Here is an 18,880-nt window from a genome sequence, read left to right on the forward strand (position 1 = left end):
CGCATCATGCGTGCCGGGCCCTCTCCGTTTTCCCGTGCTGTGTACGTGCTGTGTACGTGCTGTGTGCCGGCTGGATCAGCCGGCGGCCTTACCGGTGGAGACCCAAATGGTGATCTTGCCGGCGTCGCCCTTCTGCGTGGTGTTGTAGTCCGCCAGCGCCTTGGGATTCTGGTCGACGATGGCGCCCTTGCCCCACTGCTGCTCGTCCGTGTACTTCACCGTGTACTTCCAGCCGGCGGCCTTGAGGCACGCTTCGACGGAGTCCCGGTACTTGGTGTTGAACTGCGGGAACAGGACGACGTTCGGGTTCGACTCGGTGAAGCTCTGAGTGGCACCGGTGCACGCGGACGAGTCCAGGGTGCGGGTCTTGTCGCCCTCGACGACGCCGTTGCTGTTCGGCGCGTTCGAGGGCTGGTACGAGCCGCCGGTGGATCCGGACGGGGATGCGGACTGGCTCGTGGACGATCTCTGGCCGCCCCCGTCGGCGGTGTTGTTCTTCTTCGTGTTCATCGAGATGACCAGGCCGACGACCAGGGCGATGGCGGCCACCGCCACCGTGGCCCCGATCGCGATGGTCTTCGTCGACCGGCCGCCGCCGTTGCCCCCGCCACCGCGCCCACCGGTGTGGCCGGTGTTGTGCCCGCCGCCGGCGCCGGGCTGCATCGCGTACGAGGACGGCGGAGCCGGCGTCTGGTACTGCTGCTGCGGTGGCTGCTGCTGGAGCTGCTGCGGGTAGCCGTACGCGGCCGGGGCCGGGGTGGCGGGCGGCGGGGTGCCGGGACCGTAGGCGCTCTGCTGCGGCGTGGGCGTCTGGTACGGGCTGTGGACGTTCGGCGGCGGGGTGTGCAGGCCGCCCGATGCGGGCGGGAAGACCGTCGCCGAGACGCCCTCGCCTCGGCTGCGGGCGTGCGGGCCCTCGCCGATGATCAGCGGGGTGGTGCCGGGCTGAGTGGAGGCGCTGACGCGCTCCAGCTCGTCGTGCATGGCGTCGGCGGTCGGGAATCGCTCCGCCGGGTTCTTCTTCAGCGCCCGCGCGATCAGCGCGTCGACCCCGGGCGAGATCGCCCGGTTGAACTGCGACGGTGCGGGCGGGATCTCCTGCACGTGCTGGTACGCCATGCCCAGCGGCGAATCGGACTCGAACGGGATCCGGCCCGTCGTCAGCTCGAAGAGCATGCAGCCCACCGAGTACAGATCGGAGCGCTCGTCGACGCCGCGCCCCAGCGCCTGCTCGGGCGACAGGTACTGCGGAGTGCCGACGACCATGCCGGTCTGGGTCATCGAGGTGACGCCGGACTGCATGGCCCGCGCGATGCCGAAGTCCATGACCTTGACCACACCACGCTTGGTCACCATCACGTTGCCGGGCTTGATGTCGCGGTGCACCAGCCCCATCTCGTGGCTGACCGCGAGCGCCGCCAGCACATCGCCGGTGATCTTCAGTGCCTTCTCGGCCGGCATCGCGCCGAACTGGGCGACGTCCTCGGCCAGCACCACGTTCAGCGGCTTGCCCTCGACGTACTCCATGACGATGTACGGGACCATCGCGCCGTCGAGGGTGTCCTCGCCGGAGTCGAAGACCGAGACGATGTTCGTGTGGTTCAGTTTGGCCACAGCCTGCGCCTCGCGGCGGAACCGCTCGCGGAAGGACTGCTCGTTCCCCAGGCTCGTGTGGAGTGTCTTGATGGCCACCGGGCGGTCCAGGACCGTGTCGTGTCCCAGGTGCACTGAGGCCATGCCGCCCTCGCCGAGCAGATCGCGCAGCACATAGCGTCCGCCTCCGACCGAGCGCCCCGCGTAATCGGCCTGCGCGCCGTCCCCGCTGCTCATCTGTACCGCTTCCCCCTAGAGAAGACCCTCGTCCCGCAGCTTGCCCGCCAAGTCTGGCTTATCGCTCGGGCACGTCAAGTTCGTTGACCATCTCGTCACCTGATGCGCATGGAGCCCATACACGAGCGGCCCGGCACCGTCCCCGGAGACGGTAGCGTGGCCGACCAGAAAACATGTAAGGCGAGGAACAAGCGACGGCGAGGACTGATGGTCGACCCCCATGAGACGACCGCAGGCACTGGAGCGTCCGATTCGCCCGAACTGTGGGGCGCGCAAGGACTGGTCGGTGACGGCCGCTACCGGCTGACGTACCGGCTGGGCCGTGGCGGTATGGCCGAGGTGTTCGCGGCCGAGGACGTACGGCTGGGCCGGATCGTGGCGATCAAGCTGCTGCGCTCGGATCTGGCGGAGGATCCGGTCTCCAAGGCGCGCTTCACCCGCGAGGCGCAGTCGGTCGCCGGGCTGAACCACCATGCCGTCGTCGCCGTGTACGACTCGGGCGAGGACCGCACACCCACCGGCACGGTTCCGTACATCGTCATGGAGCTGGTCGACGGGCACACCATCCGCGACCTGCTGACCGGCGCCGAGGCGCCGCCCATCGACCAGGCGCTGATCATCATCTCCGGTGTGCTGGAGGCCCTGGCCTACAGCCACCAGCACGGCATCGTGCACCGTGACATCAAGCCGGCCAACGTCATCATCACCAACACCGGCGCCGTCAAGGTCATGGACTTCGGCATCGCCCGCGCCCTGCACGGCGCGGCCAGCACCATGACCCAGACCGGCATGGTCATGGGCACGCCCCAGTACCTCTCCCCCGAGCAGGCGCTCGGCAAGGCCGTCGACTACCGCTCCGACCTGTACGCGACCGGCTGCATGCTCTACGAGCTGCTGGCGCTGCGTCCGCCGTTCATGGGCGAGACCCCGCTGTCGGTCGTCTACCAGCACGTACAGGACGAGCCGCAGGTGCCGTCCACGGTCAGCGACCGGGTGCCGCCGGAACTCGACGGCCTGGTGCTCCGGGCGCTCGCCAAGCACCCGGACGACCGCTTCCAGAGCGCCGAGGAGATGCGCGGCGTGGTGCAGTACGCGCTGCGCATGCTGCAGGAGCAGGGCGGCTGGACCAACATGTGGGACACCGGCGTCGTGTCCCACACCGCCCCGATCCCCTCGCAGACGGGCGCGGGCCTGGGCATGGGCCCCGGCACGGGCGGCGGACGGCCGGGGAACTCCACCACCGCGGAGCTGAACCGGCCGATGCTGCTGGGCGCGTCCGGCCGCGGGGCCGACGACACCCACGGCTACGACGAGCGGCGGCACGGCGGCGGGCAGGACAACAAGTGGCTCAAGCCGGTGCTCTTCGTGCTGGCCGCGGTGCTGGCGATCTCGATGGGCGTGTACTTCGCGATCGGGCACCCGGGGCAGAAGAAGGATCCGAGCCAGAACGTAGCGCCGTCGACCTCGCAGAGCGCGTCGGCGCAGAGCACCGAGCCGAGCCAGGACACCTCGACGGATCCGGGCCAGGGCGGCGGGAACACGTCGGAGGCACCGAGCCGCACTCCCTCGCGCACCCCGTCGCACACCCCGTCCCGGACGCCGTCCGGGACGCCCAGCAACACGCCTTCGGACACGCCGTCGGACACACCGTCCGGCACCCCGTCGTCGTCGGCTCCGACACCAACGACGCCCACCACACCGCCGAGCGGCACTCCGTCCGGCGGTGGCACCGCGAAGCCGGGCCACTGACCCACGACGCGTTCACCGGCCCCGACGTGCCCCAGGGCCCGCCCTAGCCGGTGAACGCGTCGCTGACGGCCTCGTACTCGCGGGTCCACCACACCGCGAGCGCGGAGGAGGCCGGGAACAGCGGGTCGGAGCGCCGGTCGCGCTCCTGGTAGCGCCAGCGGAGCATCCAGAAGTCGTTCAGGCGCTCCCACCAGACCCGGTGCACGGCCGCCGCGAGCTCCTGGGCGGGTACCCCGGCCGCACGCCGGTAGGCGCACGCGTAGGGCCGTACCTTCGCCAGGTCGAGCTGTCCGTCGCCGGGCCGGACGAAGAAGATCGCGGCGGCCCGCACCGCCTCCTCGGCGCGCGGCTGCACCCCGAGGCGGTCCCAGTCGACGATGGCGACGGGTTCGTCGCCGCGGTAGAGCAGATTCAGCGGATGGAAGTCGCCGTGCACCCAGCCGGTGGCGGGCACGGCCGGGTCGGGCGGCCTGCGGTGGGCATGGCGCTCGAGCAGGGCGCGGCGTTCCAGCAGCCGGTGCTCGGCCAGCTCGTCGAAGGTCTCGCGCGGCTCGTTCGCGTGGGCCAGCCCCAGGAGCTCGTCGATGAGCGTGTACGTCCGCTCCGGGTCGGCGCTCGGGTGCCGGCTCCTGTCCGCCCCCGGCGGGGGCTGTACGCGCGCCAGTCCGGCGTGCACGCGGCCGAGGAGCGTGCCCAGCCGCCGTGACTGGGCGGCGGTCAGCTCGGTGCCCTCCCGGTGTACGCCCTCGACCCACGGGTAGAGCGCGTAGCAGCGCCCGCCGACGACGGCGACGGTCCGGCCGTCCGCGTCGGCGACGGGCGGCGCCACGGGCAGGCCGAGCCGGTCCAGGAGCAGCGTCGCGCGGTGCTGGCGGGCGATGGTGCCGGCGTCCGCGGTGTCCGGCGCGAGGTAGTGCTTGAGGAAGAACCGGCCTCGGGTGGTGGCCAGCCGGTAGCCGCGGTTCAGCAGTCCCTGGGGGACCGGATCGCAGGCCAACGGGGTGCCGGCGCCGTCGTAACGGCGCAGCAGTGTGCCGAGCGTGCGCTCAGCGAGCGGCTCCGTTGCCGTGCCCGTCACGCGGGAAAGCGTAGATCACGCGGCGTGCAGCTCCGGCCACCCTGCGACACCCTTCACGAACTGGACGTCCACGAACTGCGGGTCGATGCGCAGGTAAACGGGGTCAAAGGCCTGCTCGTCCACGAAGGAGGGCAGCGGTCCGAAAAGTTCCTCCGCGTCCTCCGGGCCGGGGATGACGCGTGCGGTGCCGGTCAGGTGCACGGCCCAGATGGAGTCCGTGGCCGTGTTGAGGTTGTCGGCCTGGTAGCCGACCACGGAGGCGCTAGCCGTCTGCGTGCAGCCTGGCGACATAGGCCGCCGCCTGGGTCCTGCGCTCCATGCCGAGCTTGGCGAGCAGCGAGGAGACGTAGTTCTTCACGGTCTTCTCCGCGAGATGCAGCCGCTCGCCGATCTGTCGGTTGGTGTGGCCCTCGCCGATCAGATCGAGGATCTTCTTCTCCTGCTCGGTGAGGTTCGCGAGCCGGTCGTCGCCCTTGTCCGCGCCGTGCCGCAGCCGTTCCAGGACGCGGGCGGTGGCGACGGGGTCCAGCAGCGACTTCCCGGCGGCGACGTCACGGACGGCGCTGAGCAGGTCGGTACCCCGGATGGCCTTGAGCACGTATCCGGCGGCGCCCGCCATGATGGCGTCGAAGAGCGCCTCGTCGTCCGCGAAGGAGGTCAGCATGAGGCACTTGATGTTCGGGTCGTTGGAACGGATCTCCCGGCAGACCTCGACGCCGCTGCCGTCGGGCAGCCGGACGTCCAGGACCGCGACATCGGGGCGGGTGGCGGGGATCCGGGTGAGGGCCTCGGCAGCCGTTCCGGCCTCGCCGACGACTTCGACGTCGTCCTCCACGGAGAGCAGCTCATGGACGCCCCGGCGGACCACTTCGTGGTCATCGAGGAGGAATACATGGATTTTTCCGTCTTCGCGCACGAATCGAGCATCGCACACGATTCGATCCCCAGACCTCTTACGCACATGCGATCCGCGAGATACCGTTCCTCTGTCCCGGTGGCCTGCGACAACGCCTATTTACTAGGTAATCCAAGCAAAACCGCAGGTCAGAAACCTGTCTCCGCGTCGGCGGAGAAGAGCCGCAGTAGGTAACGTCTTTCTTGCAGGCCACTCGCCGGGGCACTGTCACGCCTGGCTCGGCCATGCCGCACATACCCCGTGCGACGCGTCGGACCAGGTGAGCCGCAACTGGCCTTCCGGCGGATCCCGGGGGCCGGACAGACGGAGGAGCGAACGTGAGCGTGAAAAGCACTGCCGCGCGGAGGACCACCCGCGGCGGCGCGAAGCGCCGTGGGGGCGAGCCCGAGCTCGTACAGCTGTTGACCCCCGAGGGCAAGCGCGTCGAGCACAGCGAGTACTCCATCGATCTGACCCCGGAAGAGCTGCGTGGCCTGTACCGCGACATGGTGCTGACCCGCCGCTTCGACGCCGAGGCGATCACACTGCAGCGGCAGGGCGAGCTGGGCCTGTGGGCCTCGCTGCTCGGCCAGGAGGCGGCACAGATCGGATCGGGCCGGGCCACCCGTCCGGACGATTACGTCTTCCCGACCTACCGCGAGCACGGCGTGGCCTGGACCCGCGATGTGGACCCGTTGAACCTGCTGGGCATGTTCCGTGGGGTCAACCACGGCGGCTGGGACCCGAACGAGAACAATTTCCACCTCTACACGATCGTGATCGGCTCGCAGACGCTGCACGCGACCGGGTACGCGATGGGTGTCGCCAAGGACGGCGCGGACTCCGCCGTCATCGCCTATTTCGGTGACGGCGCCTCCAGCCAGGGCGATGTCGCGGAGGCCTTCACCTTCGCGGCCGTCTACAACGCCCCTGTGGTGTTCTTCTGCCAGAACAACCAGTGGGCGATCTCCGAGCCGACCGCGATGCAGAGCCGGGTGCCGATCTACCAGCGCTCGGCCGGTTACGGCTTCCCGGGCGTCCGGGTCGACGGCAATGACGTGCTGGCCGTACTGGCCGTCACCAAGGCCGCCCTGGAGCGGGCCCGCACCGGCCAGGGGCCGATGCTCGTCGAGGCGTTCACATACCGCATGGGCGCGCACACCACGACCGACGACCCCACCCGCTACCGCGCCGACGAGGAGCGCGAGCAGTGGGAGCTCAAGGACCCGATCCTGCGGCTGAAGACGTATCTGGAGGCCGAGGGGTTCGCCGACGAGGCGTACTACGCCTCGATCGAGAAGGAGAGCGACGCGCTCGCCAAGCGGGTACGGGACGGCGTACGGACCATGCCGAACCCCGACACCATGGCGATCTTCGAGAATGTCTACGCCGACGGGCACGCGCTCGTCGACGAGGAGCGCGCCCAGTTCGCCGAGTACCTCGCGTCGTTCGCCGACGAGACTGAGGAGCACTGACCATGACCACCATGACCATGGCCAAGGCCCTCAACGAGGCGCTGCGCCAGTCGCTGGACACCGATCCCAAGGTCCTGCTCATGGGCGAGGACATCGGGAAACTCGGCGGCGTCTTCCGCATCACCGACGGTCTGCAGAAGGACTTCGGCGAGGAGCGGGTCATCGACACGCCGCTGGCCGAGTCCGGCATCGTCGGCACCGCGATCGGCCTGGCGCTGCGCGGTTACCGTCCGGTCGTCGAGATCCAGTTCGACGGCTTCGTCTTCCCCGCGTACGACCAGATCGTCACGCAGCTCGCCAAGATGCACGCGCGGGCGCTGGGCAAGGTCAAGATGCCCGTCGTCATCCGCATCCCGTACGCCGGCGGCATCGGCGCGGTCGAGCACCACAGCGAGTCCCCCGAGACGCTCTTCGCCCACATCCCGGGCCTGAAGGTGGTCTCGCCGTCCAACGCGCAGGACGCCTACTGGATGCTGCGGCAGTCCATCGACTGCGACGACCCGGTGATCTTCTTCGAGCCGAAGCGCCGCTACTGGGACAAGGGCGAGGTCGACACCGAGGCCATTCCCGGCCCGCTGCACAAGGCCCGGGTGACCCGGGAGGGCACGGATCTCACTCTGGCGGCGTACGGTCCCATGGTGAAGGTGTGCCTGGAGGCCGCCGCGGCGGCCGAGAGCGAGGGCCGTAGCCTGGAAGTGGTTGACCTGCGGTCCCTGTCCCCGATGGACTTCGACACGATCCAGGCGTCGGTCGAGAAGACCCGCCGTCTGGTCGTCGTGCACGAGGCCCCCGTCTTCCTGGGGACCGGCGCGGAGATCGCCGCCCGGATCACCGAGCGGTGCTTCTATCACCTCGAGGCTCCCGTGCTGAGGGTCGGCGGCTTCCACGCCCCGTACCCGCCGGCCCGGCTCGAGGAGGAGTACCTGCCCGGCCTGGACCGCGTACTCGACGCCGTCGACCGCGCGCTGGCGTACTGAGAGGCGAGGAGAGCGTGACTGTGACCGACATTGCGCAGCGCTTCCGCGAGTTCAAGATGCCCGATGTGGGCGAGGGACTCACCGAGGCCGAGATCCTCAAGTGGTACGTCAAGCCGGGTGACACCGTCACCGACGGGCAGGTCGTGTGCGAGGTCGAGACGGCGAAGGCGGCCGTCGAGCTGCCGATCCCGTTCGACGGCGTCGTGCACGAGATCCGTTTCCCCGAGGGGGAGACGGTCGACGTGGGCACCGCCATCATCTCGGTGGACACCACACCGGGCGCCCCCGACGAGGCCCCCGCGGCGGCACCCGCCGCTGCAGTGGCAGAGCCCGCGCCGGAGCCGCCCGCCGAGCCGGTGAAGCGGCAGGCGGTGCTGGTGGGCTACGGCGTCTCGCAGTCGTCGACCGTCCGCCGCCCGCGCAAGGCGGCGGGCGCGGTCCCGGCCCAGCCCGAGGACCGGGCCGCCGGCCGGCCCAAGGCCCCGTCCAAGGGCCGGACGCAGCCGGAGCTGAACGGCCACGGCGCCGGCGGCGCCACCGGCCTCGCCGGTCTCACCGGGGACCGGCCGCTGGCCAAGCCGCCGGTGCGCAAACTCGCGAAGGACCTCGGCATCGATCTGAACGCCGTCGTCCCGAGCGGCCGTGACGGGACCATCACCCGCGAGGACGTGCACGCGGCCCTCGCTCCGGCTCCCGCGCCGGAGCCCGCCGTGGCCGCGGCACCCGCTGTGGTCCCCGTTGCGGGCGCCGTCGCTCCCGCCGTAGCCGAGCCGGGCGCCCGTGAGACCCGCACCCCGATCAAGGGCGTGCGCAAGGCCACCGCTCAGGCGATGGTCGCGAGCGCCTTCACCGCGCCGCACGTCACGGAGTTCGTGACGTTCGACATCACGCGGACGATGAAGCTGGTCCAGGAGCTCAAGCTGGACCCGGCGTTCGCCGGCCGCAAGGTCAGCCCGCTGCTCCTCGTCGCGAAGGCGCTGCTGGTGGCGATCCGGCGCAATCCGGAGGTCAACGCGGCCTGGGACGAGGCCGGCCAGGAGATCGTCCGCAAGGACTATGTGAACCTGGGCATCGCGGCGGCTACCCCGCGCGGGCTGATCGTGCCGAACATCAAGGACGCCGGGGCGAAGACACTGCCCGAACTGGCCACCGCGCTCGGTGAGCTGGTGGCGACCGCACGGGAGGGCAAGACCTCTCCCGCGCAGATGCAGGGCGGCACGGTGACCATCACCAACGTCGGCGTCTTCGGCGTCGACACCGGTACGCCGATCCTGAACCCGGGGGAGTCCGCGATCCTCGCCTTCGGCGCGGTCAAGGACCTGCCCTGGGTCCACAAGGGCAAGGTGAAGGCCCGCAAGGTCACCACCCTGGCACTGTCGTTCGACCACCGCGTGGTCGACGGAGAGCTGGGCTCGAAGGTCCTCGCGGATGTCGCGGCGATCCTGGAGCAGCCGAAGCGGCTTCTGACCTGGGCGTAGTCCCGTTGGTGCGACAAGGTGGCCCGGACGCACAAAAGTCCGGGCCACTTTGCTGCGCGTCGCCAGTCATGAAAAGCCTGATGTGTGGCGATATATAGGGAGAAACTCAGTCTCCAGCCCGGAGGGACAGCCGTGGCCGTTTCCGTTTCTGCGATCCTGATTCTCCTGATCATGGCAGTGGTCTTCCTGCGCAGCGGGTCGCTGAAGGTCTCGCACGCGCTGGTCTGCGTCATCCTCGGCTTCTATCTCGCGAGTTCGAGCGTCGCCCCGACCATCCAGAGCGGGCTCACCGCGACCGCCAACGTCGTGAGCAGCCTGCGCCCCTGACCCCGGCCGGTCCGGATCGCGGACGCGGGTTTCTCGTGGATACATGATGTATCTATGATGCGTGCATCATGAATCCCGTCTCCGCGGTGGTCACCGCCACCAAGTCGCCGCCCGCCGCCGAGCGGGTCTACATCCACGTCAAACAGGGCGTCCTCGAACGCAGTTACGAGGGCGGCACGCTGCTCACCGAGGGCGATCTCGCCGAGGCCGTCGGGGTGTCCCGCACTCCGGTGCGCGAGGCGCTGCTCCGCCTGGAGGCGGAAGGGCTGATCAAGCTCTATCCGAAGAAGGGCGCGCTCGTCCTGTCGGTCTCCGCACAGGAGATCGCCGATGTCGTCGAGACCCGGCTGCTCGTCGAGCAGCACGCGGTGGCCCGCCTGGTGCCGGCCCCGCCGCCCGCGCTGCTGGCCCGGCTCGAGGAGCTGCTCGCGGAGCAGCGGGGCCACGCGGAGGCCGGTGACCTGGCGGCGTTCGCGGTCGCCGACCGCTGCTTCCACGCCGAGATCGTCCGCGCGGCGGGCAACCGCATCCTCGCCCACCTCTACGACCAGCTGCGCGACCGGCAGTTGCGGATGGGCGTGGCCACCATGCACGCCGAGCCCAGCCGTGTCGCCAAGAACCTGGCGGAGCACGGCGAGATCCTGGCGGCGCTCAGAGCCGGCGACGGTGAACGCGCCGCCGCCCTGGTGCACCGCCATGTCTCCTGGGTCAAGGTCATGGCCAGGGGGGACGCGTGAACGGCGAACCACCCGGTGGCAGGCGTGCCGCCGCGGTGTGGGGGATCGGCACGCTCGTCTACCTGGTCGCCGTGGTGCACCGCACCAGCCTCGGTGTGGCCGGCATCGACGCCGCGGAGCGCTTCCACATCGGGGCGTCCGCGCTGTCCACGTTCTCGATCCTCCAAGTGCTGGTCTATGCGGGGCTGCAGATACCCGTCGGCCTGATGGTCGACCGGCTCGGCACCAAGAAGGTGCTGACCATCGGCATCGTGCTGTTCACCGCCGGGCAGCTCGCGTTCGCGCTCTCGCACTCGTACGGGATGGCGCTCGCCGCCCGCGCGGTGCTCGGCTGCGGCGACGCGATGACGTTCGTCAGCGTGCTGCGGCTCGGCTCGCGCTGGTTCCCGGCCCGCCGGGGCCCGATGATCGCGCAGGCCGCCGCGCTCTTCGGCGTCGCGGGCAACCTGATCAGTACGGTCGCGCTCTCCCGGATCCTGCACTCGGCCGGCTGGACGGCCACGTTCACCGGCACCGCGATCGGCGGCGCGTTCGTCCTCGTCCTGGTGCTGCTGTTCCTCAAGGACCACCCCGACGGATTCGAGCCCGCCCCCGCCGAGCACGCCGGATTCGGCTATGTGCGCCACCAGATCGTCTCCGCCTGGCGCGAGCCGGGGACCAGGCTCGGCATGTGGGTGCACTTCACGACGCAGTTCTCCGGAATGGTCTTCCTGCTGCTGTGGGGGCTGCCGTACCTGGTGGAGGACCAGGGCATGTCGCGCGGGGCGGCCGGGTCGATGCTCACCCTCGTGGTGCTCGCCAACATGGTGTTCGGCACGCTCTTCGGGCAGTTGATCGCCCGTCACCACGGCGCGCGGATGCCGATCACGCTCACCGCGATCGGGACGAGCACCGTGGCCTGGGCGGCCGTGCTGTCCTGGCCCGGCGGGCACGTCCCGCTGTGGCTGCTGATCGGCCTGTGCGTCGCGCTCGGCGCCTGCGGGCCCGCGTCGATGATCGGCTTCGACTTCGCGCGCCCGGCCAATCCGCCGGAGCGCTTCGGCACCGCCTCAGGCATCGTCAACGTGGGCGGCTTCACCGCCTCGATGATCACGCTGCTGGCGATCGGCGTGCTGCTGGACGCGACGGGTGACAACTACCGGATCGCCTGGTGCAGCGTCTTCGTGCTCCAGGCGATCGGTACCGTCCAGATCCTGCGGCTGCGCGGCCGCGCGACCCGGCTGGAGAAGGACCGGATCGCGGTCAGCCGCGTCGAGAGCGTGCACGTGCCGGCGTAGCCGAACCGGCGGACCGGCCCGGCTAACCCGTCCGCCGGGCTCACGGAGTGAGAGCGATGCGCGCCAGGATCGCGCGCGCGAGGTCCTGGTCGCCCTCCACCTTCACCCGGTCCGCAACGGCCGCATGGCGCACCCGCCCGCTGACCAGCCGCAGGAACGTCTCCCAGTCGGTGCCGAAGGTCACGGCCGGACCCAGGGAGACCGCGGAGTCGATCGACCCGTTCCCCTCCTGGTCGACGCGGACCGTCCGCATGAACTCCAGCGGGCCGTGGATATCGAAGACCACCGCGGAACCGGGCTTCGCGCCCGCGTCCTTGGCGACCAGCTTCGGCAGCCCGCGGAGCAGGAAGTCCCGCGCGTACAAGGCCGCGGGGGACGCCAGATTCCCCGGTGCGTTCAGCGCCCGCCGCAGATCCTGCTCATGGACCCAGACGTCGAACGTCCGCATCCACAGCAGGTGTTCGAGGGTCATCTCCTGGCCCATCGGACCCCGCATGGGCTGCTCGGGACCGCGCGACTCGTTCCGCAGCTGCCGCGACCGCCGGATGATGGTGTATTCGAGCTCGGAGGTCATCTCCGGAGCCGTGTGGTGGCGCCGGGTGTCCACCGGCACCTCGATGTAGCGGGCGAACTCACTGGTGATGTGCCGCAGATCACTCGGCAACGTGTGGATCGGGCGCGGATCCCCGAGCATCTCGCACTCGTAGCCGATGACGTGTGACACGACGTCGCGCACCGACCAGTAGGGGCATTCGGTCGGCCGGTTCCATTCACCCTCGACGAGGGGGGCGACCAATTCGTTTATGGATTCTATGGAGTGGGTCCAGGCGTCGATGTACGGCTGGATCTTACTGTGGACGGTCACGGGACCCCTCGACGGATCGATGCGCGGTCGTAGTGGTGTGCGCCTAAGTTACGCTCCGCGCGGGTACCCACGCAGTGCTTTCGAGTGACGATGGTAGGCCCGACATGACGACCAAACGTATGGGCGGTGGGTGTATGCGCGCTTCTTTGCTGCAGATCGACGTTGACCTGAGCGAAACGGTCGCCGACCGGCGGGACCGGGTGGCCGCGCTGGTGCGCGCCCAAGCCGGTACGGATCTGGTCGTACTGCCGGAACTGTGGCCCGTCGGCGCCTTCGCCTCGGACACCTTCGCGGCGGAGGCCGAGCCGCTCGACGGGCCGACGGCCGACGCGATGTCGGCGGCGGCGCGCGACGCCGGCGTCTGGCTGCACGCCGGCTCCATCGTCGAGCGCGCTGCGGCGGACAGCGGCTCCGCCGCGGGTGACGGCCCGCTCTACAACACCTCGCTGGTCTTCGGACCCGACGGGGAACTGCGGCACACCTATCGCAAGATCCACCGCTTCGGCTTCGACCAGGGCGAGGCGGCCCTGATGGCTCCGGGCGAGGAGATCGTCACGGTGGCGCTCCCGGACACCGTGCTGGGCCTGGCCACCTGCTACGACCTGCGCTTCCCCGAGCAGTTCCGGTTGCTCATCGACGCCGGCGCCCAGATGCTCGTCATCTCGGCCGGCTGGCCGGCGAAGCGGCTGGAGCACTGGCGGCTGCTCGCGCGGGCCCGCGCGGTCGAGTCCCAGACGTACGTCCTGGCCTGCGGCACGGCCGGCACCCACGCGGGCGTCGAACTCGCCGGCCACAGCCTCGTCATCGACCCCTGGGGCGACATCATCGCCGAGGCCGGTCCCGACGCGCAGACCCTCACCGCCGACCTCGACCCGGCGCTCGTCACCAAGACCCGGCACGACTTCCCCGTACTCCGCGACCGCCGGCTGGGCTGAGCAGCGGGCCGATCCTCGGGCCGGGCCGGGCCGGAGCCTTGGCCGAACCGGCGCGCGGTGGGCGGCCCGGTACTTGACTGGTACGCGGAGCGACAACACGATCACGCACAGTAGTGATCGTCGTCTCTGCGTCAGGAAGTCCATCGTGCCCCGCATCGCCACTGTTCTCGCCGCCCTCGTGGCCGCCGTGCTGCTCAGCACCCCCACGGCCGGAGCGTCGGCTCCTCCGCCGCCCGTCCGCTACGCCGCCCTCGGCGACTCGGCCGCCGCCGCGCCCGGCGTTCCCGAGGAGGAGAAGGCGAGCGGGCTCTGTCAGCGCTCCACGCACAACTACCCGCACCTGGTGGCGGAACGGCTCGCGCCGGCCGCGTTCAAGGACGTGACGTGCACCGGCGCCGACACCGCCACCCTGGCCTCGGACGGCCAGTTCGACGCGCTCACCAAGGACACCACCCTGGTGACGCTCACCATCGGCGGCAACGACATCGGCTTCACGGAGATCATCGTCAAGTGCAGCGCCCTGGGCCTGCTCAACCCGCTCGGCCGGCCCTGCGCCGACAGCTACGGCAGCGGGCTCGACGACCGGGTCAAGGCAGCGGAGCCGAAGGTCGCCGCCGCGCTCCGGACGATCCATCAGCGCTCCCCGGGCGCCCGGGTGCTGCTCGTCGGCTACCTCAACCTCATCCCGGACGACGGCAGGACCTGCCGGCCGCGTGTCATGTTCACCAGCGGGGACATGGTCTTCCTCAACACCTTCGAGAACAGCCTCAACGTCATGTTCGCCCGCGTCGCCGCCGCCGAGGGCGCGGTCTTCGTCGACAACCACCCGGCGAGCGCGGACCGCGACGTATGCCGCGCCGATGACACCCGCTGGTCGGAGGGGCTGATCCCGACCAACCCGGCGATTCCCTTCCACCCCAACGCCCGGGGTGAGCGGGCCATGGCCGACGCGGTGCTCGCGGCCGCTCGCGCGTAATCCCGGAACGGGGCAGCGGGCTTCCGCCGCGCTGCCCCGTTCCGGCTCAGTCCTCGCCGTGCTCCCTCTCGTGCTCCTTGTCGACCAGCCGGTCCACGCACACCGCGATGGCGATGAGCATCCCCGCGTCCGCGTCCTCGCGTTCCACATCGATGGAGTAGGTGTCCCGCATCCGGAACCACTTCCGGGAGATCCGCGCGAGCCGCTCCCCCTCGTACTCGATGTCGAATTCCTTGTCGACGATGTCTCCGCGGACCTCCAGCTCCTCACCGGAGGCCAGCTCCGCCCGGAACACGTCCCGCAGCAGCGTCAGCCGCTTCTTCCGCACGGTGACCAGCACGTCCCCGCCGCGCTCCACCGTCATCGCGTCCCGCAGACTCACGAGCTTCTTCCGGATGACCGCGACCTCGGCCCCCCGCGCGTCCCGCAGCTCCAGCGTGTCCCGGATCCGCAGGACCTTCCCGTCCACATAGAACGCCCGCTCACCGCGCTCGTCCTCGATCCAGTAGTCGTCACCGATCGCGAACAGCTTCTCCCGCACCAGGTATTTCATGGGGGAATGTCTACCCACGGACATGCTGTTGGATGGGGATATGACTGCACGTGCGCGCGTCCGGGCCCCCGAGCTGGTCGGCAAGGGCGGCTGGCTCAACACCGGCGAAAACCAACTGACCCTCGCTGACCTGCGAGGACGCATCGTGATTGTTGATTTTTGGACATTTTGCTGTGTCAACTGCCTCCATGTTCTGGATGAGCTGCGCGAGCTGGAGGAGAAGCACCGCGACACCGTCGTGATCGTCGGCGTGCACTCGCCGAAGTTCGTGCATGAGGCGGAGCATCAGGCGGTCGTGGACGCGGTCGAGCGGTATGAGGTGCACCATCCGGTGCTCGACGATCCCGAGCTGACCACCTGGAAGCAGTACGCGGTGCGGGCGTGGCCGACGCTGGTGGTGATCGATCCGGAGGGCTACATCGTCGCGCAGCACGCGGGCGAGGGGCATGCCCACGCGCTGGAGACGCTGGTCACGGAGCTGGAGGCGGAGCACGCCGGCAAGGGGACGCTGCGGCGGGGCGCGGGGCCGTATGTGGCGCCGGAGCCGGTGGCGACCGATCTGCGGTTCCCGGGCAAGGCGGTGGTGCTGCCGGGCGGCGGCTTCCTGGTCTCGGACTCGACGCGGCACGCGCTGGTGGAGCTGGCGCCGGACGGCGAGACGGTCGTCCGGCGGTTCGGCGACGGCGAGCGCGGGATGATGGACGGCGGTCCTGACGAGGCGCGGTTCAGCGAGCCGCAGGGGCTGGCGCTGCTGGCGGACGGTTCGGTCGTCGTCGCGGACACCGTGAACCACGCGCTGCGCCGCGTCGACCTCGCCGACGGCAAGGTGACGACGATCGCCGGGACCGGCCGCCAGTGGTGGCAAGGGTCCCCGACGTCGGGCCGCGCGCTTGAGGTGGCCCTGTCGTCGCCCTGGGACGTGGCCTGGTTCGCCGGCCGGGTGTGGATCGCGATGGCTGGCGTGCACCAGCTGTGGACGTACGACCCGGAGACCGGGACCGTAGGGGTCGCGGCCGGCACCACGAACGAGGGGCTGGTCGACGGGCCCGCCGCCGAAGCGTGGTTCGCCCAGCCGTCGGGCCTGGCGGCCGCCGGGGAGCGGCTGTGGATCGCGGACTCGGAATCGTCCGCCGTGCGGTACGTGGAGCGAGCATCGGACGCGACCGGCGGATTCGTCGTGCGGACCGCAGTCGGCACCGGCCTCTTCGACTTCGGGCACCGGGACGGCGCCGCGGAACAGGCGCTGCTGCAGCACCCGTTGGGCGTCACCGCGCTCCCCGACGGCTCGGTCGCGATCAGCGATACGTACAACAACGCGCTGCGCCGCTTCGACCCGGCGACCGGTGAGGTGACCACGCTCGCGACCGATCTGCGGGAGCCGTCGGACGCCGTGCTGGTGGGCGGGGACGTGGTGGTGGTCGAGTCGGCCCGGCACCGGCTCACCCGGCTGCGGCTGCCCGAGGAGGCGGTGCGGGTCGAGTCGGCCGCGCACCGGACCCAGCGGCCGGCCACCGAGGTGGCCGCGGGACCGTTCCGCCTCGAAGTGGTCTTCACCGCGCCCGCGGGCCAGAAGCGCGACGAGCGCTACGGCCCCTCGACCCGGCTGCTGGTCAGCTCCACGCCGCCGGATCTCCTGGCGGAGGGCGCGGGCAAGGGGACGGATCTGGGGCGGGATCTCGTGCTGAATCCGGAGATCGCCGAGGGTGTTCTGCATGTGTCGGCGATGGCCGCGTCCTGCGACGACGATCCCGAGAACGAGTACCCGGCCTGCCATGTGCACCAGCAGGACTGGGGCGTCCCGGTCCTGCTGACCGCCGGTGGCACGGGCCGGCTGGCGCTGGTGCTGGCCGGGATGGACGAGTGAGACGAGTGAGACGAGCGAGCTAGTGAGCTGAGTGAGCTGACGGGCTGAGTGGCGCTACCGGGGCCGGGTGACGGCCTCGGCGCTGCCATCACTCGTAGTAGCGGCGCTCCTCGACGAGCGGGTCGCCGCCGCGGAGGCCGGGCTGCAGCCGCCGCCGCTTGAAGATGCTGACGTAGGCCGCGACGCCGATCGCTCCGACGGCCATCATGATCAGGCCCACCAGGTCGAGGTTGACGCCGGACATGTGCCAGTCGGTCGCGAAAGTGAGGATCGCGCCGACCGCGATCAGTGCGATGCAGCCGCCGATGCCCATAATGTCTGCCTCCGTGGTGCCTCTTGGCCGTTCCGGGTTGCTGTGGGGGCGCCTACCCCGGTTCGGAACGGCCATGCGGCATATGGGAGTTGGTACCTCAGCTCTCGATGAAGGACTTCAGCGCGCTCGCCAGCAGGTGCGGGTCGTCCGCGCCGCACAGTTCGCGGGCGGAGTGCATCGACAGGATCGGCACACCGACGTCCACCGTGGTGATGCCGTGCCGTGCCGCGGTGATCGGGCCGATCGTCGTGCCGCACGGCATGGCGTTGTTGGACACGAAGTGCTGGAACGGAACCCCGACCCGCTCGCAGGCGGCGGTGAAGATGCCGCGCCCCGAACCGTCCGTGGCGTACCGCTGGTTGACGTTGGTCTTGAGGATCGGACCGCCGTTGGCGCGCGGGTGGTGGGTGGGGTCGTGCCGCTCCACGTAGTTGGGGTGCACCGCGTGCCCGGAGTCGGACGAGACGCACACCGTGCCGGCCAGCGCGCGCTGCCGGTGCTCGAAGTCGCCGCCGCGCGCATGCACGGACCGCTCCAGGACGTTGCCGAGCAGCGGGCCCTGCGCTCCGGTGTCGGACTCGCTGCCGTTCTCCTCGTGGTCGAAGGCGGCGAGGACGGGGATGTACGCGAGCTCCTGCCCGGCGACGGCCGCCAGCGCGGACGTGGCGGCGTGCACCGACAGCAGGTTGTCCATCCGGGGTGCGGCCAGCAGCTCGCGGTCGCGGCCCAGGTGGGCGGGCGGCTGTACGTCGTGCGCCATCACATCCCAGCCGACGACATCGGACGCGGTCACCCCGGCCTCATCGGCCAGGAAGTCGATGAGGTCGCCGTCATTGACCTCGCCGAGGCCCCAGATCGGCTGCATGTGCCGCTGCTTGTCCAGCGTGAGGCCGTTGTCGTTGACGCCCCGGTCCAGGTGGATGGCCAGTTGGGCGACGCGCAGCAGCGGCCGGTCGACGTTCACCAGCCGCGAGCCGCCGTCGCGCAGCGTCAGCCGGCCCGAGAGTCCCAGGTCCCGGTCGAGCCAGCTGTTCAGCAGCGGCCCGCCGTACAGCTCCACGGCGATCTGCCGCCAGCCGGCCGAGCCCATGTCGGGGCGCGGCTTCACCCGCAGGTTCGGCGAGTCGGTGTGCGCGCCCATGATCCGGAACGGCGTCTCGGGACGGGCGCCCTCGGGGACGTACCAGGCGATGATCGCGCCGCCGCGCAGCACGTACTTCCCGCCCGTCTCGCCGTCCCACGCCTCGGTCTCCTCGACCCGCCGGAATCCGGCCTTCTCCAGCCGTTCCGCGGCGCTCGCCACCGCGTGGTAGGGCGACGGGCTGGCTTGTATGAAGGCCATCAGGTCATCGGTGTGGGCGCGGGTGAAGTGAGGGTGGACGCTCATGGGGCCAGCATACGAAGTCCCCGGATGCCGGGCGCCTCCGGCGGGGGGCCCGGGGACTACTCGGGGGTTCCCCCCCACCGAGCGGTACGACCACCGGGTAGGCGACGATCCGGGTCCGTGGCCGGGACGCGTCGCCCAAGTTCTGCCTGTCGGCCCGCTGTTGC

General features: G+C 70.5%; 18 protein-coding genes. 10 read left to right on the forward strand and 8 right to left on the reverse strand.

The genetic code is table 11. The annotated features are described in order from the left end of the window. Positions 1-75 precede the first annotated feature (75 nt). A complete protein-coding gene (locus QMK24_RS01790; protein ID WP_283463224.1) occupies positions 76-1,830 on the reverse strand; it encodes a protein kinase domain-containing protein in 1,755 nt (584 codons plus the stop codon). Between the two features lie 207 nt (positions 1,831-2,037). Here QMK24_RS01790 and QMK24_RS01795 point away from each other — a divergent pair, with 207 nt between their 5' ends. Further along, positions 2,038-3,579, forward strand: a complete 1,542-nt coding sequence (locus QMK24_RS01795) for a protein kinase domain-containing protein (RefSeq protein WP_283463225.1) — start codon at positions 2,038-2,040, stop codon at positions 3,577-3,579. A 43-nt stretch (positions 3,580-3,622) separates the two neighbouring features. On the opposite strand, the gene QMK24_RS01800 is transcribed toward QMK24_RS01795, so the two are convergent. The 3 genes from QMK24_RS01800 to QMK24_RS01810 are packed head-to-tail and all read right to left on the reverse strand — an operon-like array spanning position 3,623 to position 5,573. Beyond that, positions 3,623-4,657, reverse strand: coding sequence for a phosphotransferase (locus QMK24_RS01800; protein ID WP_283463226.1), 1,035 nt, complete (start codon positions 4,655-4,657; stop codon positions 3,623-3,625). 15 nt (positions 4,658-4,672) lie between these two features. Beyond that, entirely contained in the window at positions 4,673-4,912 is a 240-nt protein-coding gene (locus QMK24_RS01805) for a hypothetical protein (protein ID WP_283463227.1), read from the reverse strand. A 7-nt stretch (positions 4,913-4,919) separates the two neighbouring features. Beyond that, positions 4,920-5,573, reverse strand: coding sequence for a response regulator (locus QMK24_RS01810; protein ID WP_283463228.1), 654 nt, complete (start codon positions 5,571-5,573; stop codon positions 4,920-4,922). A gap of 317 nt (positions 5,574-5,890) precedes the next feature. Between QMK24_RS01810 and pdhA the strand changes: the two genes are divergently transcribed. The 6 genes from pdhA to QMK24_RS01840 all read left to right on the forward strand — a co-directional run bounded on the left by pdhA (position 5,891) and on the right by QMK24_RS01840 (position 11,823). Beyond that, positions 5,891-7,027 carry a pyruvate dehydrogenase (acetyl-transferring) E1 component subunit alpha gene (gene pdhA, locus QMK24_RS01815; protein ID WP_283463229.1) on the forward strand — a complete coding sequence of 379 codons (1,137 nt, stop codon included), beginning with the start codon at positions 5,891-5,893 and terminating at the stop codon, positions 7,025-7,027. 11 nt (positions 7,028-7,038) lie between these two features. Continuing rightward, positions 7,039-8,004 (forward strand): alpha-ketoacid dehydrogenase subunit beta, encoded by a 966-nt coding sequence (locus QMK24_RS01820; RefSeq protein ID WP_283463390.1) that lies wholly within the window; start codon positions 7,039-7,041, stop codon positions 8,002-8,004. Between the two features lie 56 nt (positions 8,005-8,060). After that, the gene (locus QMK24_RS01825) at positions 8,061-9,482 is read left to right on the forward strand and encodes a dihydrolipoamide acetyltransferase family protein (protein ID WP_283463391.1); all 1,422 of its coding nucleotides are present in this window, start codon (positions 8,061-8,063) and stop codon (positions 9,480-9,482) included. Positions 9,483-9,614: 132 nt separating this feature from the next. Beyond that, entirely contained in the window at positions 9,615-9,809 is a 195-nt protein-coding gene (locus tag QMK24_RS01830) for a hypothetical protein (RefSeq protein WP_283463230.1), read from the forward strand. 68 nt (positions 9,810-9,877) lie between these two features. Further along, a complete protein-coding gene (locus QMK24_RS01835) occupies positions 9,878-10,546 on the forward strand; it encodes a GntR family transcriptional regulator (protein ID WP_283463231.1) in 669 nt (222 codons plus the stop codon). After that, complete coding sequence (locus QMK24_RS01840; RefSeq protein ID WP_283463232.1) at positions 10,543-11,823, forward strand: MFS transporter; 1,281 nt, start codon at positions 10,543-10,545, stop codon at positions 11,821-11,823. The genes QMK24_RS01835 and QMK24_RS01840 overlap by 4 nt, the downstream gene beginning before the upstream one ends. Before the next feature lie 40 nt (positions 11,824-11,863). Here the strand turns inward: QMK24_RS01840 and QMK24_RS01845 are convergent, their stop codons facing one another. Further along, the gene (locus QMK24_RS01845; RefSeq protein ID WP_283463233.1) at positions 11,864-12,688 is read right to left on the reverse strand and encodes a maleylpyruvate isomerase family mycothiol-dependent enzyme; all 825 of its coding nucleotides are present in this window, start codon (positions 12,686-12,688) and stop codon (positions 11,864-11,866) included. A gap of 134 nt (positions 12,689-12,822) precedes the next feature. Here QMK24_RS01845 and QMK24_RS01850 point away from each other — a divergent pair, with 134 nt between their 5' ends. Together QMK24_RS01850 and QMK24_RS01855 are read left to right on the forward strand one after the other, a co-directional pair. Next, entirely contained in the window at positions 12,823-13,623 is an 801-nt protein-coding gene (locus QMK24_RS01850; protein WP_283463234.1) for a carbon-nitrogen family hydrolase, read from the forward strand. Positions 13,624-13,768: 145 nt separating this feature from the next. Continuing rightward, entirely contained in the window at positions 13,769-14,599 is an 831-nt protein-coding gene (locus QMK24_RS01855) for an SGNH/GDSL hydrolase family protein (protein ID WP_283463235.1), read from the forward strand. Positions 14,600-14,645: 46 nt separating this feature from the next. On the opposite strand, the gene QMK24_RS01860 is transcribed toward QMK24_RS01855, so the two are convergent. Next, the gene (locus tag QMK24_RS01860; protein ID WP_283463236.1) at positions 14,646-15,152 is read right to left on the reverse strand and encodes an LURP-one-related/scramblase family protein; all 507 of its coding nucleotides are present in this window, start codon (positions 15,150-15,152) and stop codon (positions 14,646-14,648) included. Positions 15,153-15,192: 40 nt separating this feature from the next. Between QMK24_RS01860 and QMK24_RS01865 the strand changes: the two genes are divergently transcribed. Next, positions 15,193-17,016, forward strand: coding sequence for an NHL domain-containing thioredoxin family protein (locus tag QMK24_RS01865; RefSeq protein ID WP_283463237.1), 1,824 nt, complete (start codon positions 15,193-15,195; stop codon positions 17,014-17,016). Positions 17,017-17,104: 88 nt separating this feature from the next. Here the strand turns inward: QMK24_RS01865 and QMK24_RS01870 are convergent, their stop codons facing one another. After that, the gene (locus QMK24_RS01870) at positions 17,105-17,329 is read right to left on the reverse strand and encodes a DUF6458 family protein (RefSeq protein WP_283463238.1); all 225 of its coding nucleotides are present in this window, start codon (positions 17,327-17,329) and stop codon (positions 17,105-17,107) included. 97 nt (positions 17,330-17,426) lie between these two features. Next, on the reverse strand, positions 17,427-18,716 hold the full coding sequence (locus QMK24_RS01875) for a M18 family aminopeptidase (protein WP_283463239.1): 1,290 nt from the start codon (positions 18,714-18,716) through the stop codon (positions 17,427-17,429). Positions 18,717-18,880 lie beyond the last annotated feature (164 nt).

It is taken from the genome of Streptomyces sp. PH10-H1 (genome assembly GCF_030063355.1).
Classification (GTDB): Bacteria; Actinomycetota; Actinomycetes; order Streptomycetales; family Streptomycetaceae; genus Actinacidiphila.

Excerpts from the sequence above, each read along its gene's own strand:
- QMK24_RS01860 (WP_283463236.1), bottom strand. The coding sequence starts at position 15,152 with ATGAAATACCTGGTGCGGGAGAAGCTGTTCGCGATCGGTGACGACTAC.
- QMK24_RS01835 (WP_283463231.1), top strand. The coding sequence starts at position 9,878 with ATGAATCCCGTCTCCGCGGTGGTCACCGCCACCAAGTCGCCGCCCGCC.
- QMK24_RS01875 (WP_283463239.1), bottom strand. The coding sequence starts at position 18,716 with ATGAGCGTCCACCCTCACTTCACCCGCGCCCACACCGATGACCTGATG.
- QMK24_RS01850 (WP_283463234.1), top strand. The coding sequence starts at position 12,823 with ATGCGCGCTTCTTTGCTGCAGATCGACGTTGACCTGAGCGAAACGGTC.
- QMK24_RS01865 (WP_283463237.1), top strand. The coding sequence starts at position 15,193 with ATGACTGCACGTGCGCGCGTCCGGGCCCCCGAGCTGGTCGGCAAGGGC.
- QMK24_RS01825 (WP_283463391.1), top strand. The coding sequence starts at position 8,061 with ATGCCCGATGTGGGCGAGGGACTCACCGAGGCCGAGATCCTCAAGTGG.
- QMK24_RS01795 (WP_283463225.1), top strand. The coding sequence starts at position 2,038 with ATGGTCGACCCCCATGAGACGACCGCAGGCACTGGAGCGTCCGATTCG.
- QMK24_RS01790 (WP_283463224.1), bottom strand. The coding sequence starts at position 1,830 with ATGAGCAGCGGGGACGGCGCGCAGGCCGATTACGCGGGGCGCTCGGTC.
- QMK24_RS01820 (WP_283463390.1), top strand. The coding sequence starts at position 7,039 with ATGACCATGGCCAAGGCCCTCAACGAGGCGCTGCGCCAGTCGCTGGAC.
- QMK24_RS01870 (WP_283463238.1), bottom strand. The coding sequence starts at position 17,329 with ATGGGCATCGGCGGCTGCATCGCACTGATCGCGGTCGGCGCGATCCTC.